This is a genomic window from Beijerinckia indica subsp. indica ATCC 9039 (genome assembly GCF_000019845.1).
In the GTDB taxonomy this organism is placed as follows: Bacteria; Pseudomonadota; Alphaproteobacteria; order Rhizobiales; family Beijerinckiaceae; genus Beijerinckia; species Beijerinckia indica.
The window spans coordinates 2,187,666-2,204,886 of sequence record NC_010581.1; the positions used below are offsets into that span (position 1 = coordinate 2,187,666).

The 17,221-nt window shown below is 57.7% G+C and carries 16 protein-coding genes; 8 read left to right on the forward strand and 8 right to left on the reverse strand.

All coding sequences use genetic code 11. The features are described from left to right. Positions 1-8: 8 nt before the first annotated feature. Complete coding sequence (locus BIND_RS09715; RefSeq protein WP_050763944.1) at positions 9-1,046, reverse strand: YaaC family protein; 1,038 nt, start codon at positions 1,044-1,046, stop codon at positions 9-11. Between the two features lie 419 nt (positions 1,047-1,465). Here BIND_RS09715 and BIND_RS09720 point away from each other — a divergent pair, with 419 nt between their 5' ends. Then, entirely contained in the window at positions 1,466-2,485 is a 1,020-nt protein-coding gene (locus BIND_RS09720; RefSeq protein ID WP_050764144.1) for a linear amide C-N hydrolase, read from the forward strand. 133 nt (positions 2,486-2,618) lie between these two features. On the opposite strand, the gene BIND_RS09725 is transcribed toward BIND_RS09720, so the two are convergent. Genes BIND_RS09725 through guaB form a run of 3 tightly spaced genes read right to left on the reverse strand, consistent with a single transcriptional unit; the run spans position 2,619 to position 5,845 of the window. Continuing rightward, positions 2,619-3,911, reverse strand: coding sequence for an RsmB/NOP family class I SAM-dependent RNA methyltransferase (locus BIND_RS09725; RefSeq protein ID WP_012384902.1), 1,293 nt, complete (start codon positions 3,909-3,911; stop codon positions 2,619-2,621). Continuing rightward, positions 3,911-4,348: an MAPEG family protein gene (locus BIND_RS09730; protein ID WP_012384903.1), complete on the reverse strand. Its 438-nt coding sequence runs from the start codon at positions 4,346-4,348 to the stop codon at positions 3,911-3,913. Before BIND_RS09730 ends, BIND_RS09725 begins: the two co-directional genes overlap by 1 nt. A 6-nt stretch (positions 4,349-4,354) precedes the next feature. After that, positions 4,355-5,845, reverse strand: a complete 1,491-nt coding sequence (gene guaB, locus BIND_RS09735; RefSeq protein ID WP_012384904.1) for an IMP dehydrogenase — start codon at positions 5,843-5,845, stop codon at positions 4,355-4,357. Positions 5,846-6,250: 405 nt separating this feature from the next. On the opposite strand from guaB, the gene BIND_RS09740 reads away from it, so the two are divergent. Together BIND_RS09740 and BIND_RS09745 are read left to right on the forward strand one after the other, a co-directional pair. Next, on the forward strand, positions 6,251-7,702 hold the full coding sequence (locus BIND_RS09740) for a DHA2 family efflux MFS transporter permease subunit (RefSeq protein ID WP_012384905.1): 1,452 nt from the start codon (positions 6,251-6,253) through the stop codon (positions 7,700-7,702). A 166-nt stretch (positions 7,703-7,868) separates the two neighbouring features. After that, the gene (locus BIND_RS09745) at positions 7,869-8,303 is read left to right on the forward strand and encodes a universal stress protein (protein ID WP_012384906.1); all 435 of its coding nucleotides are present in this window, start codon (positions 7,869-7,871) and stop codon (positions 8,301-8,303) included. A gap of 37 nt (positions 8,304-8,340) precedes the next feature. On the opposite strand, the gene BIND_RS09750 is transcribed toward BIND_RS09745, so the two are convergent. The 3 genes from BIND_RS09750 to BIND_RS09760 form a co-directional block, all read right to left on the reverse strand. Then, the gene (locus tag BIND_RS09750) at positions 8,341-9,045 is read right to left on the reverse strand and encodes an RlmE family RNA methyltransferase (RefSeq protein ID WP_012384907.1); all 705 of its coding nucleotides are present in this window, start codon (positions 9,043-9,045) and stop codon (positions 8,341-8,343) included. Positions 9,046-9,055: 10 nt separating this feature from the next. Next, positions 9,056-10,192 (reverse strand): Ppx/GppA phosphatase family protein, encoded by a 1,137-nt coding sequence (locus BIND_RS09755; RefSeq protein WP_012384908.1) that lies wholly within the window; start codon positions 10,190-10,192, stop codon positions 9,056-9,058. 259 nt (positions 10,193-10,451) lie between these two features. Beyond that, positions 10,452-11,129, reverse strand: coding sequence for a uracil-DNA glycosylase family protein (locus BIND_RS09760; RefSeq protein ID WP_012384909.1), 678 nt, complete (start codon positions 11,127-11,129; stop codon positions 10,452-10,454). A gap of 248 nt (positions 11,130-11,377) precedes the next feature. On the opposite strand from BIND_RS09760, the gene BIND_RS09765 reads away from it, so the two are divergent. After that, complete coding sequence (locus BIND_RS09765; RefSeq protein WP_012384910.1) at positions 11,378-13,162, forward strand: sensor histidine kinase; 1,785 nt, start codon at positions 11,378-11,380, stop codon at positions 13,160-13,162. Between the two features lie 153 nt (positions 13,163-13,315). Beyond that, the gene (locus BIND_RS09770; protein WP_012384911.1) at positions 13,316-14,860 is read left to right on the forward strand and encodes a S10 family peptidase; all 1,545 of its coding nucleotides are present in this window, start codon (positions 13,316-13,318) and stop codon (positions 14,858-14,860) included. Positions 14,861-14,930: 70 nt separating this feature from the next. Here the strand turns inward: BIND_RS09770 and BIND_RS21790 are convergent, their stop codons facing one another. Next, a complete protein-coding gene (locus tag BIND_RS21790) occupies positions 14,931-15,098 on the reverse strand; it encodes a hypothetical protein (protein WP_012384912.1) in 168 nt (55 codons plus the stop codon). Positions 15,099-15,372: 274 nt separating this feature from the next. Between BIND_RS21790 and wrbA the strand changes: the two genes are divergently transcribed. Genes wrbA through BIND_RS09790 form a run of 3 tightly spaced genes read left to right on the forward strand, consistent with a single transcriptional unit; the run spans position 15,373 to position 17,216 of the window. Further along, positions 15,373-15,972, forward strand: coding sequence for an NAD(P)H:quinone oxidoreductase (wrbA, locus tag BIND_RS09780; RefSeq protein ID WP_012384913.1), 600 nt, complete (start codon positions 15,373-15,375; stop codon positions 15,970-15,972). A 40-nt stretch (positions 15,973-16,012) separates the two neighbouring features. Then, positions 16,013-16,636: a YceI family protein gene (locus BIND_RS09785; protein ID WP_012384914.1), complete on the forward strand. Its 624-nt coding sequence runs from the start codon at positions 16,013-16,015 to the stop codon at positions 16,634-16,636. A gap of 7 nt (positions 16,637-16,643) precedes the next feature. Further along, positions 16,644-17,216, forward strand: a complete 573-nt coding sequence (locus BIND_RS09790) for a cytochrome b (RefSeq protein WP_012384915.1) — start codon at positions 16,644-16,646, stop codon at positions 17,214-17,216. Positions 17,217-17,221 lie beyond the last annotated feature (5 nt).

Sequence of the window (17,221 nt, forward strand, 5' to 3'; positions counted from 1 at the left end):
GGACGACCTCAAACTGGCATACGGACGTTTGGAATCATGACCTGATGTCCAGTCATTTCACAGGCAACTTCGTCCAAGAATTGGGTTCGTGACATCGCAACAAATTCGCTCAACAACCAGTGCTTTTGGCCATTCAGAAGCGACCCAAGTTCGGAAGGACGGTAGCGGCAAATTTCGCTTAGTCGGTGCATGGCTGCTAGAGTAAGAGTGATTGACTGGCGATCAATCACATAGGTCCCTTTGGTTTTGAGGTACCACAGTGTTTGCGCACCATTAATGTAGTGGAGGGACCTCCTGAGAGTTCGGTTCAACCCTCGAAGTGCATCAAGTTCTTGGCCAGTTGGATTGTTGCTCGTAGCCCAATTGATTCTCGCGATGGATGATATCTCCTTGAGGTCATTCGCGTTTATAGCAACCTCCTGAGGCAAGACCTTCTTAAAAAAGCGCCAATCTGCGTCGTCCACGGGATTGGCCCTGAACCAGACCTCTCCTGTTACGGAATCGCGGACAAATTCTGCACTCTTCAATGGGAGGAACCGCTCCTTGCTGCTTGGGTAACTCAGGCAGTAGGTTCGATGGATGAAAACAAGGTTGTATAGAATGTCCTCAAGACTGTGTATTAGAGACCGTTCCCCCTCGCCAAAATAAGCTGAAAGAGACGGTACAATTCCATTGCTTTTGATTTTAACGCCTTCGTTCTTCAGCAGTACCTTACTCGTAGGTCCTCGCATATTATGTGCTGTTACGCCATGCACTGGGCTGAACGTCACCCCTTTAGCAGATAGGAGGGCTTTCGCGGCGTTCATAAAGCAATAGTAAAGCACTAAAGGCGCGGATTCGATCGAGAGATTTTGCGACGCTCGGTAAAAGGCTTGGGCCTGCCGCCAATAAAACAGAGCATCGTTGTGATGTTTGCGACGAAGCCATAAATCAACATAGTTGAAGGGATCAGTGGTCAGGATATTCGGAACTTTAAATTGAGCATCACAGACAGCCTTGTGCGGACGCAACGCCTTCATCCCAATTCGGATTGCTTCTATTGCCACAGCCTACCCTTCTGAGCGCGCGTCCCGACATCGTTACCAAATCGTACAAGCTTGGATCATAAACGAATGGCCAGTTTTGGGAATCAGCCGGTGTATCCAGAATGCCCGCATTGGGACACGAAACGGTAGTTGAACAGATCCTTTCGAAGATCGTCAATTGGCTATAGTAGATCCCGAACAAACCCCACTTTCTTTCATACATACTCTCTCTTCCCACAAACTTTTAGCATGTCAAGAGAGGGTTACTCGCATGATATTCGACGGGGCTTAAAAAGTAATACTTTATCCTCATTATTACAAGAGAAAAGCAGCAAACTGGTCTTCGCCATATAGGTAAGCCAAATCTCACCGTCAAACTGAAACCACCCATGAGCAACACCAAACACTCATTCGCCCGCTCCCTGCTCGCGCTCAGCCTCATGTCATTGGTGATGACAACCCCCCTGGCAGAAGCCTGTACACGGGCGGTGTTTCTCGGGCAAGATGGCCAAGTCGTCACGGCGCGTTCCATGGATTGGAAGACGGATATCGGCACCAATCTGTGGATCTTTCCGCGCGGCATGGAGCGCAATGGCGAGACGGGGCCGAAGACTGTTCGCTGGACGTCGAAATATGGCAGCGTCATCGCCTCCGCCTATGATGTCTCGACCTCGGATGGTCTCAATGAGGCAGGTCTTTCGGCCAATCTGCTTTGGCTGGTCGAGTCCCAATACCCCGCCTTCGACCCGTCCAAGCCGGGGCTCACTATCGCCGCCTGGGCGCAATATGTGCTCGACAATTTCGCCACTGTGGCCGAGGCCGTGGATGCACTTTCACGCGAGCCTTTCGTGCCGGTGACGGCGGATATTCCAGGAGAGACGCGCCTTGCGACCGTTCACCTTTCCATTTCCGATGCGACGGGTGACAGCGCCATCATCGAATATGTCAACGGCAAGCAGGTCATTCATCACGATCGCAAATATCAGGTGATGACCAATTCGCCTTTGTTCGATCAGCAATTGGCATTGGACTCTTATTGGCAGCAGATTGGCGGCACAATCATGCTGCCGGGCACGAACAGGGCGTCCGACCGTTTCGCACGCGCGTCCTTTTACATCAATGCCATTCCGAAGGATGAGACGCCCAATCGCACTATTGCCAGCGTCTTCAGTGTCATTCGCAACGCATCCGTGCCCTATGGACTGAACACGGCCGAGGAGCCCAATATTTCCTCGACACGATGGCGCACCGTCGCGGACCACAAGCGCAAGCTTTATTTCTTTGAATCGGCGCTGACGCCCAATGTCTTCTGGGTCGATCTCAAAACCATCGACTTCTCGCCGGAAACCGGAAAAGTGCGCAAGCTCGACCTCGGCCCGGAGCAGACCAACATCTTTTCCGGCAATGCAACGGAGAATTTCAAGGAAGCCAAGCCATTCAGATTTTTAGGCTTGCCTTGAGCGCCGTGAACAGGCCGTTTTATACCAACGGTCATGATCAAGACCGTTGGACCGCTCTTGAATTTTCGCTCTCGCTTTGTAAAAGCGAAAATTCAAGAAAGGAACCAAAGGCCGTTCTTTACGACCTTTGGTATTATTCACGCGTCAATTCCACCACATAGAAACCATCGGTCCCGCTTGTCCTCGGCGTCAGCCGCAAACCCGGTCCCAACGTCGAGGCGAAATCGGCCAGCATCGGAAGACCAGCCTCCCGCGCCATGTCTCCCGCTGGCCTTGCTTGAAAACCGGCGTTCTCCTTCAAGAAATCCGTAATCCGGTCTTCGTTCTCTTCGGCCAGGACCGAGCAGGTCGCATACACAATCCGCCCGCCCGGCTTTACATAGCGGGCGGCCGTGGCGAGGGTTTCATTCTGTTGCTTGATCCGTTCTTCCAGCGCACCCGGTCTGATCCGCCATTTGGCGTCGGGGTTGCGCCGCCATGTGCCCGTGCCTGTACACGGCGCATCGACGAAAACGAGATCGCAGCGTCCTTCCAAATCATCGAGCTTTGCCACACGGCCGCGCGGCGCGCGCACCTGCACATTGCGCACGTCAGCGCGTTTGAGCCTTTCATGGATCGGCGCGAGCCTGCGGCCATCATTGTCGCTCGCATAAATCTGGCCCTTATTGTTCATCAAGGCTGCCAGAGCCAGGGTCTTGCCGCCGCCACCGGCGCATAAGTCCAGAACCTGTTCCCCCGGCTTGGCATGGGCGAGAAGCGCGGCGAGTTGCGAGCCTTCGTCCTGCACCTCGACCAGACCTTTGACGTAAGCCGCCTCGGCCACAAGCGGCGCGGCGCGGCCATCAGGCAAAAGCGGCAGGCGCAGGCCGAAGGGCGAATAAGGTGTGGGTTCTGGCTTGAGATGGGCCAAGGCTTTGATCGCCTTGGCGCGATCCCCTTTCAGCAGATTGACGCGCAGATCAAGCGGCGCACGGGCGGCAAGCGCCTCGCCTTCCGCCGCCGCCAGGGCGCCGAAGACGCGCTGAAAGGCGGGTTCCAGCCATTGCGGGAAGTCGCCCGCGACAGAGGCCGGCGCATCATCGAGAGTGCCATCACGATAGCGCTGCTTTTCCGCATCGCTCAAAAGAGCCGGCGCATGGCCCTCGCCACTGAACAAAGCTTCGACGGCATCCAGAGGCAGGCCTTGCACCTGCCGCAAGGACCCAAGCAAAACCGCGCGGGGAGTGTCCTCGCCCATGATCCAGGCCGATGACGCCTTGCGCCGCAAGGCGTCATAGACGAGGCCCGCAATGGCGGCGCGATCCTTCGATCCAGCGAAACGATGGGCAAGGCCCCAATCTTTTACGGCATCGGCAGCAGGGCGGCGGCGGGTTTCAATGTCAGCGAGAATTTCAATCGCGGCGCTCAGACGGGCGGCAGGTATCATCAGATCTCAATGGGTGGGGAGAGGAACAAACGCACCGCGAAGAAAGCCCACATCAACAACAGGATGGAACTGCCAACGGCAAACCAATTGCCGCGCGAGGTGCCGTGATTCGAGGTCGTATGCACATAAGCATGCATGAGCCGCGAAACAACGAAACACCATTCGAGGACAACGAAGGTGAGATCAGCCTTGCGGGCGAGGATCACCAGGGGAACCAGAGCCAGAAACAGAACCGGCATCTGGAACTGATTGTTATAGGCATTGCCGATCTGTCGTGACAGCAGGGGCAAGGGCTCCTGCTGTCCAAGCGCAATATCCTTGAAACGAAGCGCGCCGCTCTTGAACAATTTCTGCCGGTCGGCGACCATCCACAGAAGCAGAAAGGTCATCAATCCGAACTGCACGAAAACCGGCAGAAGAACGGCTTGCAAGGTCATGGCGCGTCAGATTCCCGTCGGATAGTTCGGGCTTTCCCGCGTGATCGCCACATCATGCACATGGCTTTCGCGCAGACCTGCCGAGGAAATCCGTACGAATTCGGCGCGCGCCTGATATTCGGCAATCGTCCCCGCGCCGACATAACCCATGGCCGCCCGCAGACCGCCCGCCAATTGATGCAGAATGGCGCCCGCCGGGCCACGGTAAGGCACCTGACCCTCAATGCCTTCCGGCACCAGTTTCTGGCTGTCCTTGATGTCCTGCTGGAAATAGCGATCCGCCGAACCATTGCTCATGGCACCGACCGAGCCCATGCCACGGTAGGATTTGAACGAACGGCCTTGATAGAGATAGACCTCTCCGGGGCTTTCATCCGTGCCGGCGAGCAATGAACCGATCATGACGCAATCGGCGCCAGCCGCGACCGCCTTGGCGAGATCGCCCGAATATTTGATGCCGCCGTCGCCGATCACCGGCACATTGGCCGCATGAGCCACCTCGGCACAATCCATGATCGCGGTCAATTGCGGCACGCCAACACCCGCCACCATGCGGGTGGTGCAGATCGAGCCCGGACCAATACCGACCTTGATGGCGTCAGCGCCCGCGTCAATCAGGGCCTTGGCGCCATCAGCAGTCGCCACATTGCCGGCCACGATCCCAACCTTGTTCGAGGCCCGTTTCAACCGCACAACCTGATCGAGCACGGATTGCGAATGGCCATGCGCCGTATCGACGACCAGACAATCAACACCAGCATCAATCAGCATCAAGGCCCGATCATAGCCTTTCTCGCCAACCGTCGAGGCGGCAGCAACGCGCAGCCGTCCTTCGCCGTCCTTGCAGGCCAGGGGATAAAGCGTCGCCTTTTCCATGTCCTTGACGGTGATGAGACCAACGCAGCGGAAATCCTCATCGACCACAAGCAGCTTTTCCAGCCGATGCTGATGCAGGAGCCGGCGCGCTTCGTCCTGGCTCACGCCCTCACGAACCGTGATCAGGCTCTTGGTCATCAATTCCGAGATCGGCTGCAAAGGATTATCGGCGAATCGGACATCGCGATTGGTCAGGATGCCACATAATTTGCCAGGCTTGCCGCCAGACCTGCGCTCGACCACCGGAATACCGGAAATGCCATAGCGGCGCATGAGAGCCAAAGCATCTGCCAGGGTCTCGTCGGGAAAAATAGTGATCGGATTGACCACCATGCCGCTCTCGTAGCGCTTGACCTTGCGGACTTCCTCGGCCTGTTCCTCCGCCGGTAAATTGCGATGGATGACACCAATGCCGCCAGCTTGCGCCAAAGCGATGGCGAGCCGCGCTTCCGTCACTGTATCCATCGCGGCGGAAAGAATCGGAATATTGAGCTGGATCTGTGAGGTCAGGCGGGTTCGCAGGTCGGCGGAATTGGGCATGACCTGGGAATGGCCAGGCAGCAGAAGCACATCATCAAACGTGAAGGCTTCCTTAAAATTATGTGGCTTGATCGCGGCCAAAAGACAACTCCTAGGAAAACCTCTAACGCCGCCGCGCTCCCTCTGGGGTGCGGGCGGATCGAGGGGATCAATATGTCGACAAGAGTTGCCGGGGGCTCTTAGCATGCCTGAACGCCAAGCGTAAAGCAAAGCGTCAAACTTTTCCCACATGAAGATGCATCAGCGCGCGTCGATTGAGTTTTTCTGGATGATACATGTCCTATTTCTCGACGGTCAGGCTTGCGACCATCGACGGGGTCTATTCTGTTATCCATTTGTTTTATAGCCCTTTTGCCTCTAGAGGATGAATTCCAAAAAAAGGCCGGATGCAGTAGTGCACGGGTACAGAATATCGGACGTTTAAATCGAATCCTGTCCGACGCTCTCAAATCGTTGAAAAAGCATCAAATGGCCTAGGGGAGGTCTATGGTTTGGACGCGATTCCAGGCTTGGCCCCTGCAATCGGTTGAAACCATGCCTCGTTATCTCCTCGTCGCGCTGATCGTGGCCTGCGCTTCCTTCATGGAAAATCTCGACGCGACGGTCATTTCGACCGCATTGCCGGCGATCGCCGCCGATCTGCATGAAGATCCGATCGCGCTCAAGCTTGCCATGACGTCCTATCTTCTTTCACTCGCCGTCTTCATTCCGATTAGCGGCTGGGCCGCCGATCGGTTCGGCGCCCGCACGATTTTTTGCGCCGCGATCGTCGTCTTTACGCTGGGTTCGATTCTCTGCGGCTTTTCCGGCACCCTGCCGGAACTCATCGGCGCCCGTATCATTCAGGGCCTCGGCGGAGCCATGATGGTTCCGGTTGGCCGGCTGGTTCTCTTGCGCAGCGTGGAACGCGCCGATCTGGTCCGGGCTTTGTCCTATCTCATGGTCCCGGCCCTGCTTGGTCCTGTGACGGGGCCAATCGTTGGTGGTTTCATCACCACCTATTTCCACTGGCGGTGGATTTTCTGGATCAATGTGCCGATCGGCATCCTCGGCTTCACCCTCGCCATGATCTTCATCGAGAATATCCGCGAAGATGAGGCAAAACCGCTCGATCGCTCTGGTTTCCTGCTGTGCGGCCTGGGACTTGGCATGCTGATCTTCGGCTTTGCCGGCGCGGGGCGTGGACTGGTCTCCCCCTTGGCCATCGCCTTGCTCGCCGGCTGTGGTGGGCTTTGCCTCACGCTTTACGTTCGTCATGCAAAGCGGGTCGCCCATCCGCTGATCGATCTGCAACTCCTCGCCATTCCGACATTCCGCGCCAGCATTGTGGGTGGCTCGCTGTTTCGCATTGGCATTGGCTCACTGCCATTCCTTTTGCCCCTGATGCTCCAAATCGGCTTCGGAATGACCCCGTTCCAATCGGGCATGGTCACCTTCATCTCCTCCGTCGGCGCGCTTTTGATGAAGACAACCGCGACCCCGATCCTGCGGCGCTTCGGATTTCGCTTCATCCTGATCTACGATGTCATCCTCAGCGCGATCATTCTCACCTCTTATGGATTTTTCACCGTCTCGACCCCCATGCTCGCGATGATGAGTCTGCTCCTCGCCGGCGGTTTTTTCCGCTCGCTGGCCTTCACCAGCATCAATGCCATTGCCTATGCCGATATCGATCATGACAGGATGAGCCAGGCGACGAGCTTTGCCTCAGTCGCACAGCAATTATCCCTCAGTATCGGCATCGCATTTGCCGCCGGCATTCTGCAGGGTTTGAGCTTTTTCCAGGCAGAGGGCGATCCCTTTACATTGGATAATTTCAAATGGGGTTTTATCGGCGTCGGTCTGATTTCAGCCGCATCCGTTTTCGTCTTTCGGACTCTCCCACAAGATGCTGGAGCGGAGCTTGCGAGCCGCCCACAGACGGAGAGCGCTGGCTAACCCCGGGCCGTTCCCCATGGCAATTCTTTAGCGTTACGACCTCTAACAGAAAGACACCTTCTCTATCTCACCCAAGCAAGGGAAGATTGAACCTCTTTCTCACGGGCTGAATTTCCTATGATCTCTTGCTTCTTCGCGGAAGGCATTCGGGCAAAGGAGGACGAACGTGAGCTTCCAAAGAATTCTCATCGCTGTGGATGATGATCCGATCGCCGCCCATGCAGCCGATGTCGGAATAGGATTGGCCCGCTCCCTTCAAGCCCAAGTGGCGCTCGTCCATAGCATTGATCCATCCCCGATTTTTACCCCGGAATCCGGGGTTGAAGCCACTGAATTGGCCCTACGGGCCGCACAGGAGGGCGCACGTCTGATGGCGGATTTTCGCGCCAAATTACCAGCCGAAAGCCATGTTCTGCAATTTATCCCCCAGGGAGCTCCAGGCGATGAGATCGTCAGGGCGGCTAAGGAATGGGAGGCGGATCTGATCGTCGTCGGCAGCCATGGCCGGCGAGGTCTGACCCGCACCTTGGTTGGCAGCGTCGCCGAGGCCGTGATGCGCAAGTCTCCCTGCCCGATTCTCGTGGTGCGAGCCAAAGAGTGACGACATCATCGATGAAGTGAGCGACTATTTGCGACGCTCAAGCCGAGGCCTTACCTCGAAATCCCGTGGCGAGCATATAAAGCTCCGAGGAATCGGCGCGGCTCGCTTGCGGCTTCACATGCCGCACGCTGGCAAATTCCTGTTTCAGCTTTGCGAGCAGGCTATTTTCTGTGCCGCCCTGCAAGACCTTGGCGAGAAAGCTGCCGCCCGGCGCCAGGATCGTGCTGGCGAAATCCGCCGCCAATTCCACCAGGCCGACGATTCGCAAATGATCGGTCTTCTTATGGCCTGTCGCATTGGCCGCCATATCCGACAAGACGACATCCGCCTTCGCGCCGAGCCAATGTTCGAGCGTTTCGGGCGCGGCCGGATCGAGAAAATCCAGGACCTTGAATTCGGCGCCCGGCATGGGATCAACTTCCAGAAGGTCTATGCCGATGACGCGCCCTTTCCCCTGCTCGCTCTGGACTTTGCGCACAGCGACTTGCGACCAGCCACCGGGTGCAGCGCCAAGATCGACGACTTTCTGCCCCGGTTTCAGAAAGGGATAGCGCTCGTCGATTTCGATGAGTTTATAGGCGGCGCGCGAGCGCATGCCCTCACGCTTGGCGCGAGCGACATAAGGATCGTTGAGCTGGCGCTCAAGCCAAAGCGTCGAGGACAAGGACCGCTTGCGTGCAGTCTTGACCCGCGTCTTCAGCGAGCGGCCGCCCTCGCGGCCAGAAGAAGAAACATCGTTCATGGAGGAGGCTTTAGCGCCCTTCCGTCCCGGCGTGCAACCGGTCCGCGTTAATCATTTGCATCAAAATGCCTTCGCGCAGACCACGGTCGGCAATGCGCACGCGCTCGGCCGGAAAAGCCCGGCGGATCGCCTCGAGAATGGCGCAGCCGGCCAATACCAGATCAGCGCGGCCGAGACCGATACAACCATTGGCCGCGCGTTCATCGTAGCTCATGCCGCGCAGGCGCAAGATGGCATGATCGACTTCGTAACTGGTCATCCACAGGCCATCGACGCGCCGCCGGTCGTAACGGGAAAGGCCAAGATAGACGCCGGCAATCGTCGTCACCGTGCCGGATGTGCCGAGCAGATGGAAATTGCGGCAGCGATGCTCCGTGCCGACCTTTTCCACAAAATGGGCCAGTTGCTCGCCGACATAATCGACCATCGCCTCGAAAGTGCGATCGGACACGTCGAGACCGCCGAATTTTTCCGCCAGCGTCACCACGCCGAGCTTGAGTGAGGTCCAGAACCGGACCCGCTCGCGCAGGCTCTCATCGAGAGCCTTGGCGCCTTCCGATGCATTCTCGCGCTCGCGACCGAGCCAGACGACCTCGGAGGATCCACCGCCTATATCGAAAAGCAGGACACCTTCAGCCGAGGCATCGGCGAGCGAGGCCGATCCTGCGGCCGCAAGATGGGCTTCCGTCTCACGATCGACGACTTCTAGATCGAGACCAGTCAAAGCCCGCGCCTGTTCGAGGAAGGCGGCGCCATTTTCAGCCGAGCGGCAGGCTTCCGTCGCAATGAGGCGCGCGCGGGTCACGCCCCGAGCCACCATCTTGTCGCGGCAGATTTCCAGCGCTTCCAAGGTCCGATCAATCGCCGCCTGTCCCAATTGACCCGTGCGCGAGAGCCCCTCGCCAAGGCGGACGATGCGGGAGAAGGAATCGACGACGCGGAAACCGCCCTGACAAGCGGCATTCAAGGTCGGCTTCGCGATCAACAAGCGGCAATTATTGGTGCCGAGATCGAGTGCGGCATAAATGGGGTTCCGCGCCGGACGCGGCGGCAATGAAGCAAGGGAGCCAAGCGGCAAGGGTGGATTCATGAATCCATTGCCGCTTCGTGTTCGGCTCTTACCATTGGCACCTTGAATCGTCTGCATCGCGTCCTTGCCGTCATGATTCGGCGCCTGGTTCCCAATATGCCACTCGACCGGGCGTACCCCTACCTTTCGAAGAAGCGGCGCTCTGTCGCGGCCTATCTTTCTACGAATGTAACAATCGGTTTAGAAATCGCCAAGCGACTCGTTCTCCTCTTTTTGCAATATGTAAACGGCGATAGCTTAGTTCTCTCCGACGCCGTTTGAAAAGAAAAACCTTATCCGCGCTGGGGCCGAATATGCCCATGTCTTTTGCCTGTCGTCAGGGCGGACCGATTAGACTGGCGACAATTTCTCGAAGGGGAGGAAGAATCTCTTCCTCGAACCACGGATTGCGCTTGAGCCAGCCGCTATTACGCCAGGAGGGATGCGGCAAGGCAACGATGCGCGGCGAGGCAGGAGAGAGCTCAGCACCCCGCCGGATGATGTCGTCCACCCGCAGATTTTTGGGCAAGGGGCGCCCAAGCCGCGCGAAATGATAGTCCTGGGCATAGCGGCCGATCGCCAGAATCATTTCGATTTGCGGCATCAGCCCAAACAGGCCGTCGTGCCAAGTCTGGCGGCATTCCGGTCTTGGAGGCAAATCACCTTTTTTCGCGTCATGACCCGGAAAGCAAAAACCCATGGGCACAATGGCGATCCGCGCTTCATCATAGAAAATATCGCGGCCGACGCCCATCCAGCCGCGCAAACGGTCGCCCGAAGCATCATTGAAGGAAAGGCCGGTCTGATGCACGCGCACCCCAGGCGCCTGGCTGGCGATCAAAAGCCTTGCCGTTGAGGAAACCCGCAGCACTGGGCGCGGCGGATGCGGCAAAGGCAGTTTCAGCGGCTGGTCGCGGCAAAGCGTGCAGGCACGGATCGACGCCGCATAGGCCGCCAGTTCATCGCTCACGAAAGATCCATCGATTAGAGCCGGGGAAGGCATGGCATCCGTCATCATGGTCCCTGAAAGGGCCGTTCGTCAAAAAAAGCACCGCCACACAAAAGTCGTGCAATCCGGCCTCGCGTCAGGTCCAGAGATTAGAGTCCTTTCCATGGTCACGATGACTGGTCGAGACGCACGGCCAAAAGGGAGATGGGAATTATTTTAATTAAATCAAAGTATTATATCGAGTTTCTTGTTCATTTTTTTCATCCATCGTCACAACAGCTCGTGGGCAATGGTATCAGCCGGTTTTTTCAAGAATGAGTGCAATTGTCGCAAACTCTCTCCGGGAAAGGCCTTTCGCGGCAAATCATTTTGCCGCGCCGCAGGATGAAGGAAAGCCACGACAAGAGGGGAGCGAGCCAAAGCAGGCGGATGAGCCCTACGCTTCCAAGCCCGATGCCCCTTCGATCGCCGATCCCGGCATCAGGTCCGGTTCTCCAACTGGCCTTGGAAGTGGATCTGGAGAACAGACATTCGCCCTGGAGCTGGCTCAGACCTATGCGCGCAAACGCTTGGCGTCGCTCCCACTGCTCGCTGGTTTGGATTGTCTCCTGGCGGCTGTCGGCCTTGCCTGGCTCGATGGCGCGCTTGTGGCCGGCTGGCTCGGCTTCAATCTCCTGGGCCTCACGCTCGTTTACCACCTGCTCACTCGTTTTCTGACACCGTCAGACGTTCATTGCCCAACGCCAAGCGAGCTCAAGACTTGGCAAACCGGCTTCGTGCTCGGTGAAGGGCTCCACGGCCTCGTCTGGGGTCTGTTCATCGGCCTGATCGTCGAGGCCGGTGGCGAACCGGCTTTGACCATCGGCCTCGTCTTCGCTTTGGCGATTGGCGCCACAAACCTGCGGCTCACCGCCCCCATCCCCGCCTGCGTCTTCGGCCCCCTGCTGCCGATGGCCACAGCTATCGCGATCATTTCGCGTCTCACGATCGTGAGCCAGCAAGCGATGCCTCTCGCGGGTCTCGCAAGTGCGGTGCTGCTCTATTTTTTAGTAACCGCGCAAAAGATCCGCGCTGGCGTCCTCGAAAAGCTCACAATCCAAAACGAAAAAGACGAATTGATCACCGAGCTCGAACAGGCACGAGTCAACAGTGATCTCGCTCGCCGCCGTGCCGAGGAAGCCAATCTCGCCAAATCCCGCTTTCTGGCGACGATGAGCCATGAATTACGAACGCCGCTCAATGCCATTCTCGGATTTTCGGAAGTCATGAAGGGCGAATTGTTCGGCGCCCATGTCATTTCCTCCTACAAGGATTACTCGAACGACATTCATGCGAGTGGCCAGCATCTTTTGACCTTGATCAATGAAATCCTCGACCTCTCCCGCATCGAGGCGGGCCATCTGGAACTCCGGGATGATTGCGTGGCCCTCGCACATGTCGTCGATGACTGCCGGCATCTTCTTGCACTGAAAGCCAAGAAACGCGGTCTCACGATCGAGGAGCATGTGGAACCCGATCTGCCCCGGTTGCGCGCCGATGAACGCGCGCTGCGGCAGGTCGCGCTCAATCTTCTCACCAATGCGGTCAAATTCACGCCCCCCGGCGGCTGGATCAAGATCAAGATCGGCTGGACGGCGAACGGAGGCCAATATGTCTCCATCCACGATTCAGGACCCGGTATTCCTGAAGAGGAAATGCCGATCGTGATGTCTTCCTTTGGACGCGGCACCCTCGCTCAAAAAAACGCCCTGGAAGGCTCGGGTCTCGGCCTGCCAATTGTCAAAGGCCTCGTCGACTTGCACAATGGAACATTCAGCCTGAAATCCCGTCTCCACGAGGGCACGGAGGCCATTGTCGTCCTGCCGGCCGAACGTGTGCTAGCGGCCAATGCCGCTCCTTCTGTCGTCCCTTTGACCGTTTCCACCCCCACGCGGTTGGCAACCGAGTCGATAGGCGACGCATCTACGCCCAATCCCTCGCTCGATGGACTAACCCTCAACGATTTCGCCTTGGACAAACAAGCCTTGAACGACCTCGTCCTCGATCATTTCAACCGGGACCATCTCGACCGCGCTTGTCCGCCACGTTCCGCGGCCTGATCTCTCAAGCCTTTTTCTTGCCCTTCTTCCCGGAAAGGGCTCCAAAGGCTGATCGCCCGCCGCCTGAATTGATGCTACCAAAGGTCGCTCTTCCTGATCATGGAACGCACACCAGATTCGGCTTTCGGCATCCACCTGCTGCAGGGGAAATGAATGCGGCCTGTTCGAGGTTTTATTCTTCTCGCGACAATTTCGCTTCTCTTCACCCTCCCCTTGACCTTTCCTTCCTCGGCTAGGGCTGAACAAACGGTCCCAATCCCGCGCGCGGAAACCGAACAGACCAAGGATACCACGCCGCCGCATCCCCTGCCCGCTCCGGTTACGACGACCCATACGCTCGATCTGCCCGGACGCAGCCTGAATTTTCAGGCCATAGCCGGAGCGATCAAACTTTCCGACGCGCAAAGCGGCACACCAGAAGCCGACATTGGTTTTACCGCCTTCCTCCTCAACGGCCAGGAAGCGTCACAGCGCCCCATCGTGCTGGTCTTTAACGGCGGGCCGGGAGCTTCTTCCGGCTGGCTTAATCTCGGCGCGCTCGGACCGTGGCGGCTCAAAGCCGACGCTCCTCTTCTTGCGCCCTCACAACCGCCCATGCTCGTGCCCAATGCCGAGACCTGGCTCGATTTCGCCGATCTCGTCTTTTTCGATCCGCCCGGCACCGGCTACAGCCGGCTTTACGGCAAGGATGACGAAGCCCGGCGGAGCTTTTTTTCCGTCAATGGCGACATCAGCGCCTTGAGCGTCGCCATTCGCAAATGGCTGGCCGAGCATGATCGTCTCGCCAGTCCGAAATTCATCGTCGGTGAGAGTTATGGTGGATTTCGCGCGCCCAAACTCGCCCGTCGCCTGCAAGAAACAGAAGGCATCGGCGTTTCGGGCCTCATCATGATCTCGCCTGTCCTCGATTTCAGTTGGTTCGAGGGCGCCAATAATCCCCTCATCGCGGTCGCGCGACTGCCATCGCTCACCGCCACCGCGCGCGGACTCGATGGAGGCGCGAGCCGAGCCGATCTCGCCGATGTGGAAGCCTATGCAAGCGGCCCCTATCTCGTCGATCTCCTGCGCGGCGAACGCGATCCCGCCGCGCTCGACCGGCTGGCGGCCAAGGTTTCCGCATTCACCAAGCTCGATCCCACTCTGGTGCGTCGGCTCGGCGGCCGTATCGATCTTGCGACGCTCTCACGTGAGCGCAAGCGCGATGAAGGCAAAGTCGCAAGCCTCTATGACGCACGCATTCTCGGCTATGATCCTGATCCCCATCAGGCCTCGAGCGATTATGCCGATCCAATCCTGGACGCTTTGCGCGCACCTCTCGCCAGCGCCATGGCGGATCTCATCGCGCATCGCTTGAACTGGCCGATCGAGGCTCGCTATGAAATTCTCAACGACAATGTCAATCGGCAATGGAATTGGAACCCGGATCGGGGCCATGCCCATGCCCAGGCGGAATCCTTAAGCGACCTCAAACATGTGATGGCGCTCGATCCGCGCCTGCGCGTGCTGGTCATCCATGGATTGAGCGATATTGTAACGCCCTATTTCGCCTCGAAACTTCTGCTCGACCAAGTCGCACCCATGGGCGATCCTGATCGCCTGCGTTTGTCGGTCTATCCAGGCGGCCACATGCTCTATCTCGAAGAGACGAGCCGAGCGAAATTGCGCGAGGATGCGGCCAAGCTGATCACCGGTCCCTGAAGGTCCCGCTTCCACCCGAAGATCCAAGTCGAAAAATCCGGGAACGGAGCGATTTAGCGCGACAGGCTGATTATTCCTCAGCGTCAGTGAAGAGGATCACCTCATCCGGCAAGCCGAGAGTCACGCTCTTCTCGAGATTGACTCCGGCCACACGCGCGAAGGCACCATCACCTTCGAGGAGGACCACAGCCTCGGCCGGCATCGACTGCAGCAATTCGATCAATTGATTGACGGTCATCACGGGTTCCTGCTGGCGCAGCCCATCCAGGGCAGGACATTTATAGCAAATTTCATGAAAGCCTGAAGCGGCCAACACCGATCCCCAATGCCTCGGCGCGCCCGTCAAATCAAGAATCAGAACCAGTAGATTTCTATCATTTACATTTTATCGCTTAGGCTTCACGGGTAACTTTCTCCTCGACGGCCAATCGAGCGGGACACGCGACAGCGCGAGATCCCCTCGACTGGCCAGCCTCAAGCCGAAAATATTCGGCCCGCGGCAGGAGACCATGATGCCAAAAGTTCTCGTTCTTTATTATTCTTCCTATGGCCATATCGAGACGATGGCGGAAGCCGTCGCAGAAGGCGCGCGGGCGGCGGGCGCTGAGGCCGATGTGAAACGCGTGCCGGAGCTGGTGCCGGAGCCGGTCGCCAAAGCGCATTTCTTCAAGCTTGACCAAGGCGCACCCATCGCGACGCCCGAAGACCTCGTCAATTATGACGCGATCATCATCGGCGCCCCGACCCGCTTCGGACGCCTGCCCGCGCAAATGGCTAATTTCTGGGATATGACCGGCGGTCTGTGGCTGAAGGGTGCCCTGATTGGCAAGGTGGGCGCAGCCTTTACCTCGACCGCTGTGCAGCATGGCGGCCAGGAAACCACGCTCTATTCCTTGCTCACGAACCTGATCCATCACGGCATGGTCGTCGCCGGCCTTCCTTATAGTTTTGCCGGCCAGATGAATATGAACGAAATCACCGGCGGCTCACCCTATGGCGCGACGACGATCGCCAATGGCGACGGATCGCGCGCGGTCAGCGCCAATGAACAAGAAGGCGCGAAATTCCTCGGCCGGCATGTGGCGGAAATCGCCCAGAAGCTGAACGCCTGATCCAACCTCTTCTTTTCTTCTTCCAAACGAGTCACCTCTGATGAAATCTTCTTTTCTTTTTGCCCTTTCCTTCAAATCGGCCTTTTTGGCTTATGGCCTCGCGCTTTCACCTGCGGCGGCGCAAATGATCACGACGCCCTCTGAAGTCAAGGGCGGCACCTATGTCGTCGAACCGGGGCATACACAGGTCGGCTTTTCCGTTCTGCATCTCGGCTTCACCAATTATTCCGGTGTCTTTTCCGATGTCAGCGGTACGCTGGAGCTCGATCCGAAAAAGCCCTCCGCCTCGAAATTGAATGTCACCATTCCGATCGCATCCGTGCAGACGACCAGCGCCAAGCTGACGGATGAATTGAAGAGCGCGCAATGGTTCGATGCGGCGCAATTCGCCAATGCCACTTTCACTTCCACCAAAGTGGAATTGACCGGCAAGAATACAGCGACTGTCACAGGCACACTCACCTTGCATGGTGTCACCAAGCCCACCGTCCTGGCAGTGCATTTCATCGCCGCCGGTATCAATCCGCTCGACAAGAAATATACAGTCGGTTTCGAGGCCACTGGCACGATCAAGCGCAGCGATTACGATGTCAAAACCTATCTGCCGCTGATCGGCGATCAGGTGCAGTTGAAAATCGCCGGCGCCTTCGAACATCAGGACTGAACCCGTCATGTCCGGCCTGTCCGTCCCGGATCAGAGTCGTTATACGGCGGTCGCGATCATCCTTCACTGGATGATCGCGCTCGGCATCTTGATCTTGATCGTGATGGGCCTCGTCATGGATCATGTCGCGCTGCCGCCTTTACGTCTGTTCCAGCTCTATCAGCTTCACAAATCGATCGGCATCACGGTTCTTCTGGCTATCGTGTTGCGTCTCCTTTGGCGGTTGACGCACAAGCCGCCAGCGCTGCCGAAGAGCATGCCACCCTTCGAGCGGGGCGCCGCTGAATGGGTTCATGGGTTGCTCTATGGCCTGCAATTGATCCTGCCGATCAGTGGTTGGGCGCTTGTTTCGGCCTCCATCCTCGGCATTCCGACCGTGCTCTACGGCGTCCTGCCATGGCCCCATCTGCCAATCCTTTCAACGCTCGGGGACAAAGCGCCAGCGGAAGCCACTCTCAAACTGCTGCATCATTGGAGTGCCTGGGCGCTTCTCGCCATCATCGTCCTGCATGCAGGTGCGGCGCTGCGGCATCATTTCATCCTTCATGATCGGATCTTGCAGCGGATGCTGCCGCGCTGACGCAA

Excerpts from the sequence above, each read along its gene's own strand:
- BIND_RS09755 (WP_012384908.1), bottom strand. The coding sequence starts at position 10,192 with ATGCAGACGATTCAAGGTGCCAATGGTAAGAGCCGAACACGAAGCGGC.
- wrbA (WP_012384913.1), top strand. The coding sequence starts at position 15,373 with ATGCCAAAAGTTCTCGTTCTTTATTATTCTTCCTATGGCCATATCGAG.
- BIND_RS09730 (WP_012384903.1), bottom strand. The coding sequence starts at position 4,348 with ATGACCTTGCAAGCCGTTCTTCTGCCGGTTTTCGTGCAGTTCGGATTG.
- BIND_RS09760 (WP_012384909.1), bottom strand. The coding sequence starts at position 11,129 with ATGACGGATGCCATGCCTTCCCCGGCTCTAATCGATGGATCTTTCGTG.
- BIND_RS09770 (WP_012384911.1), top strand. The coding sequence starts at position 13,316 with ATGCGGCCTGTTCGAGGTTTTATTCTTCTCGCGACAATTTCGCTTCTC.
- BIND_RS09765 (WP_012384910.1), top strand. The coding sequence starts at position 11,378 with ATGAGTGCAATTGTCGCAAACTCTCTCCGGGAAAGGCCTTTCGCGGCA.
- BIND_RS09740 (WP_012384905.1), top strand. The coding sequence starts at position 6,251 with ATGGTTTGGACGCGATTCCAGGCTTGGCCCCTGCAATCGGTTGAAACC.
- BIND_RS09725 (WP_012384902.1), bottom strand. The coding sequence starts at position 3,911 with ATGATACCTGCCGCCCGTCTGAGCGCCGCGATTGAAATTCTCGCTGAC.
- BIND_RS21790 (WP_012384912.1), bottom strand. The coding sequence starts at position 15,098 with ATGACCGTCAATCAATTGATCGAATTGCTGCAGTCGATGCCGGCCGAG.
- BIND_RS09785 (WP_012384914.1), top strand. The coding sequence starts at position 16,013 with ATGAAATCTTCTTTTCTTTTTGCCCTTTCCTTCAAATCGGCCTTTTTG.
- BIND_RS09720 (WP_050764144.1), top strand. The coding sequence starts at position 1,466 with ATGTCATTGGTGATGACAACCCCCCTGGCAGAAGCCTGTACACGGGCG.
- BIND_RS09790 (WP_012384915.1), top strand. The coding sequence starts at position 16,644 with ATGTCCGGCCTGTCCGTCCCGGATCAGAGTCGTTATACGGCGGTCGCG.
- BIND_RS09750 (WP_012384907.1), bottom strand. The coding sequence starts at position 9,045 with ATGAACGATGTTTCTTCTTCTGGCCGCGAGGGCGGCCGCTCGCTGAAG.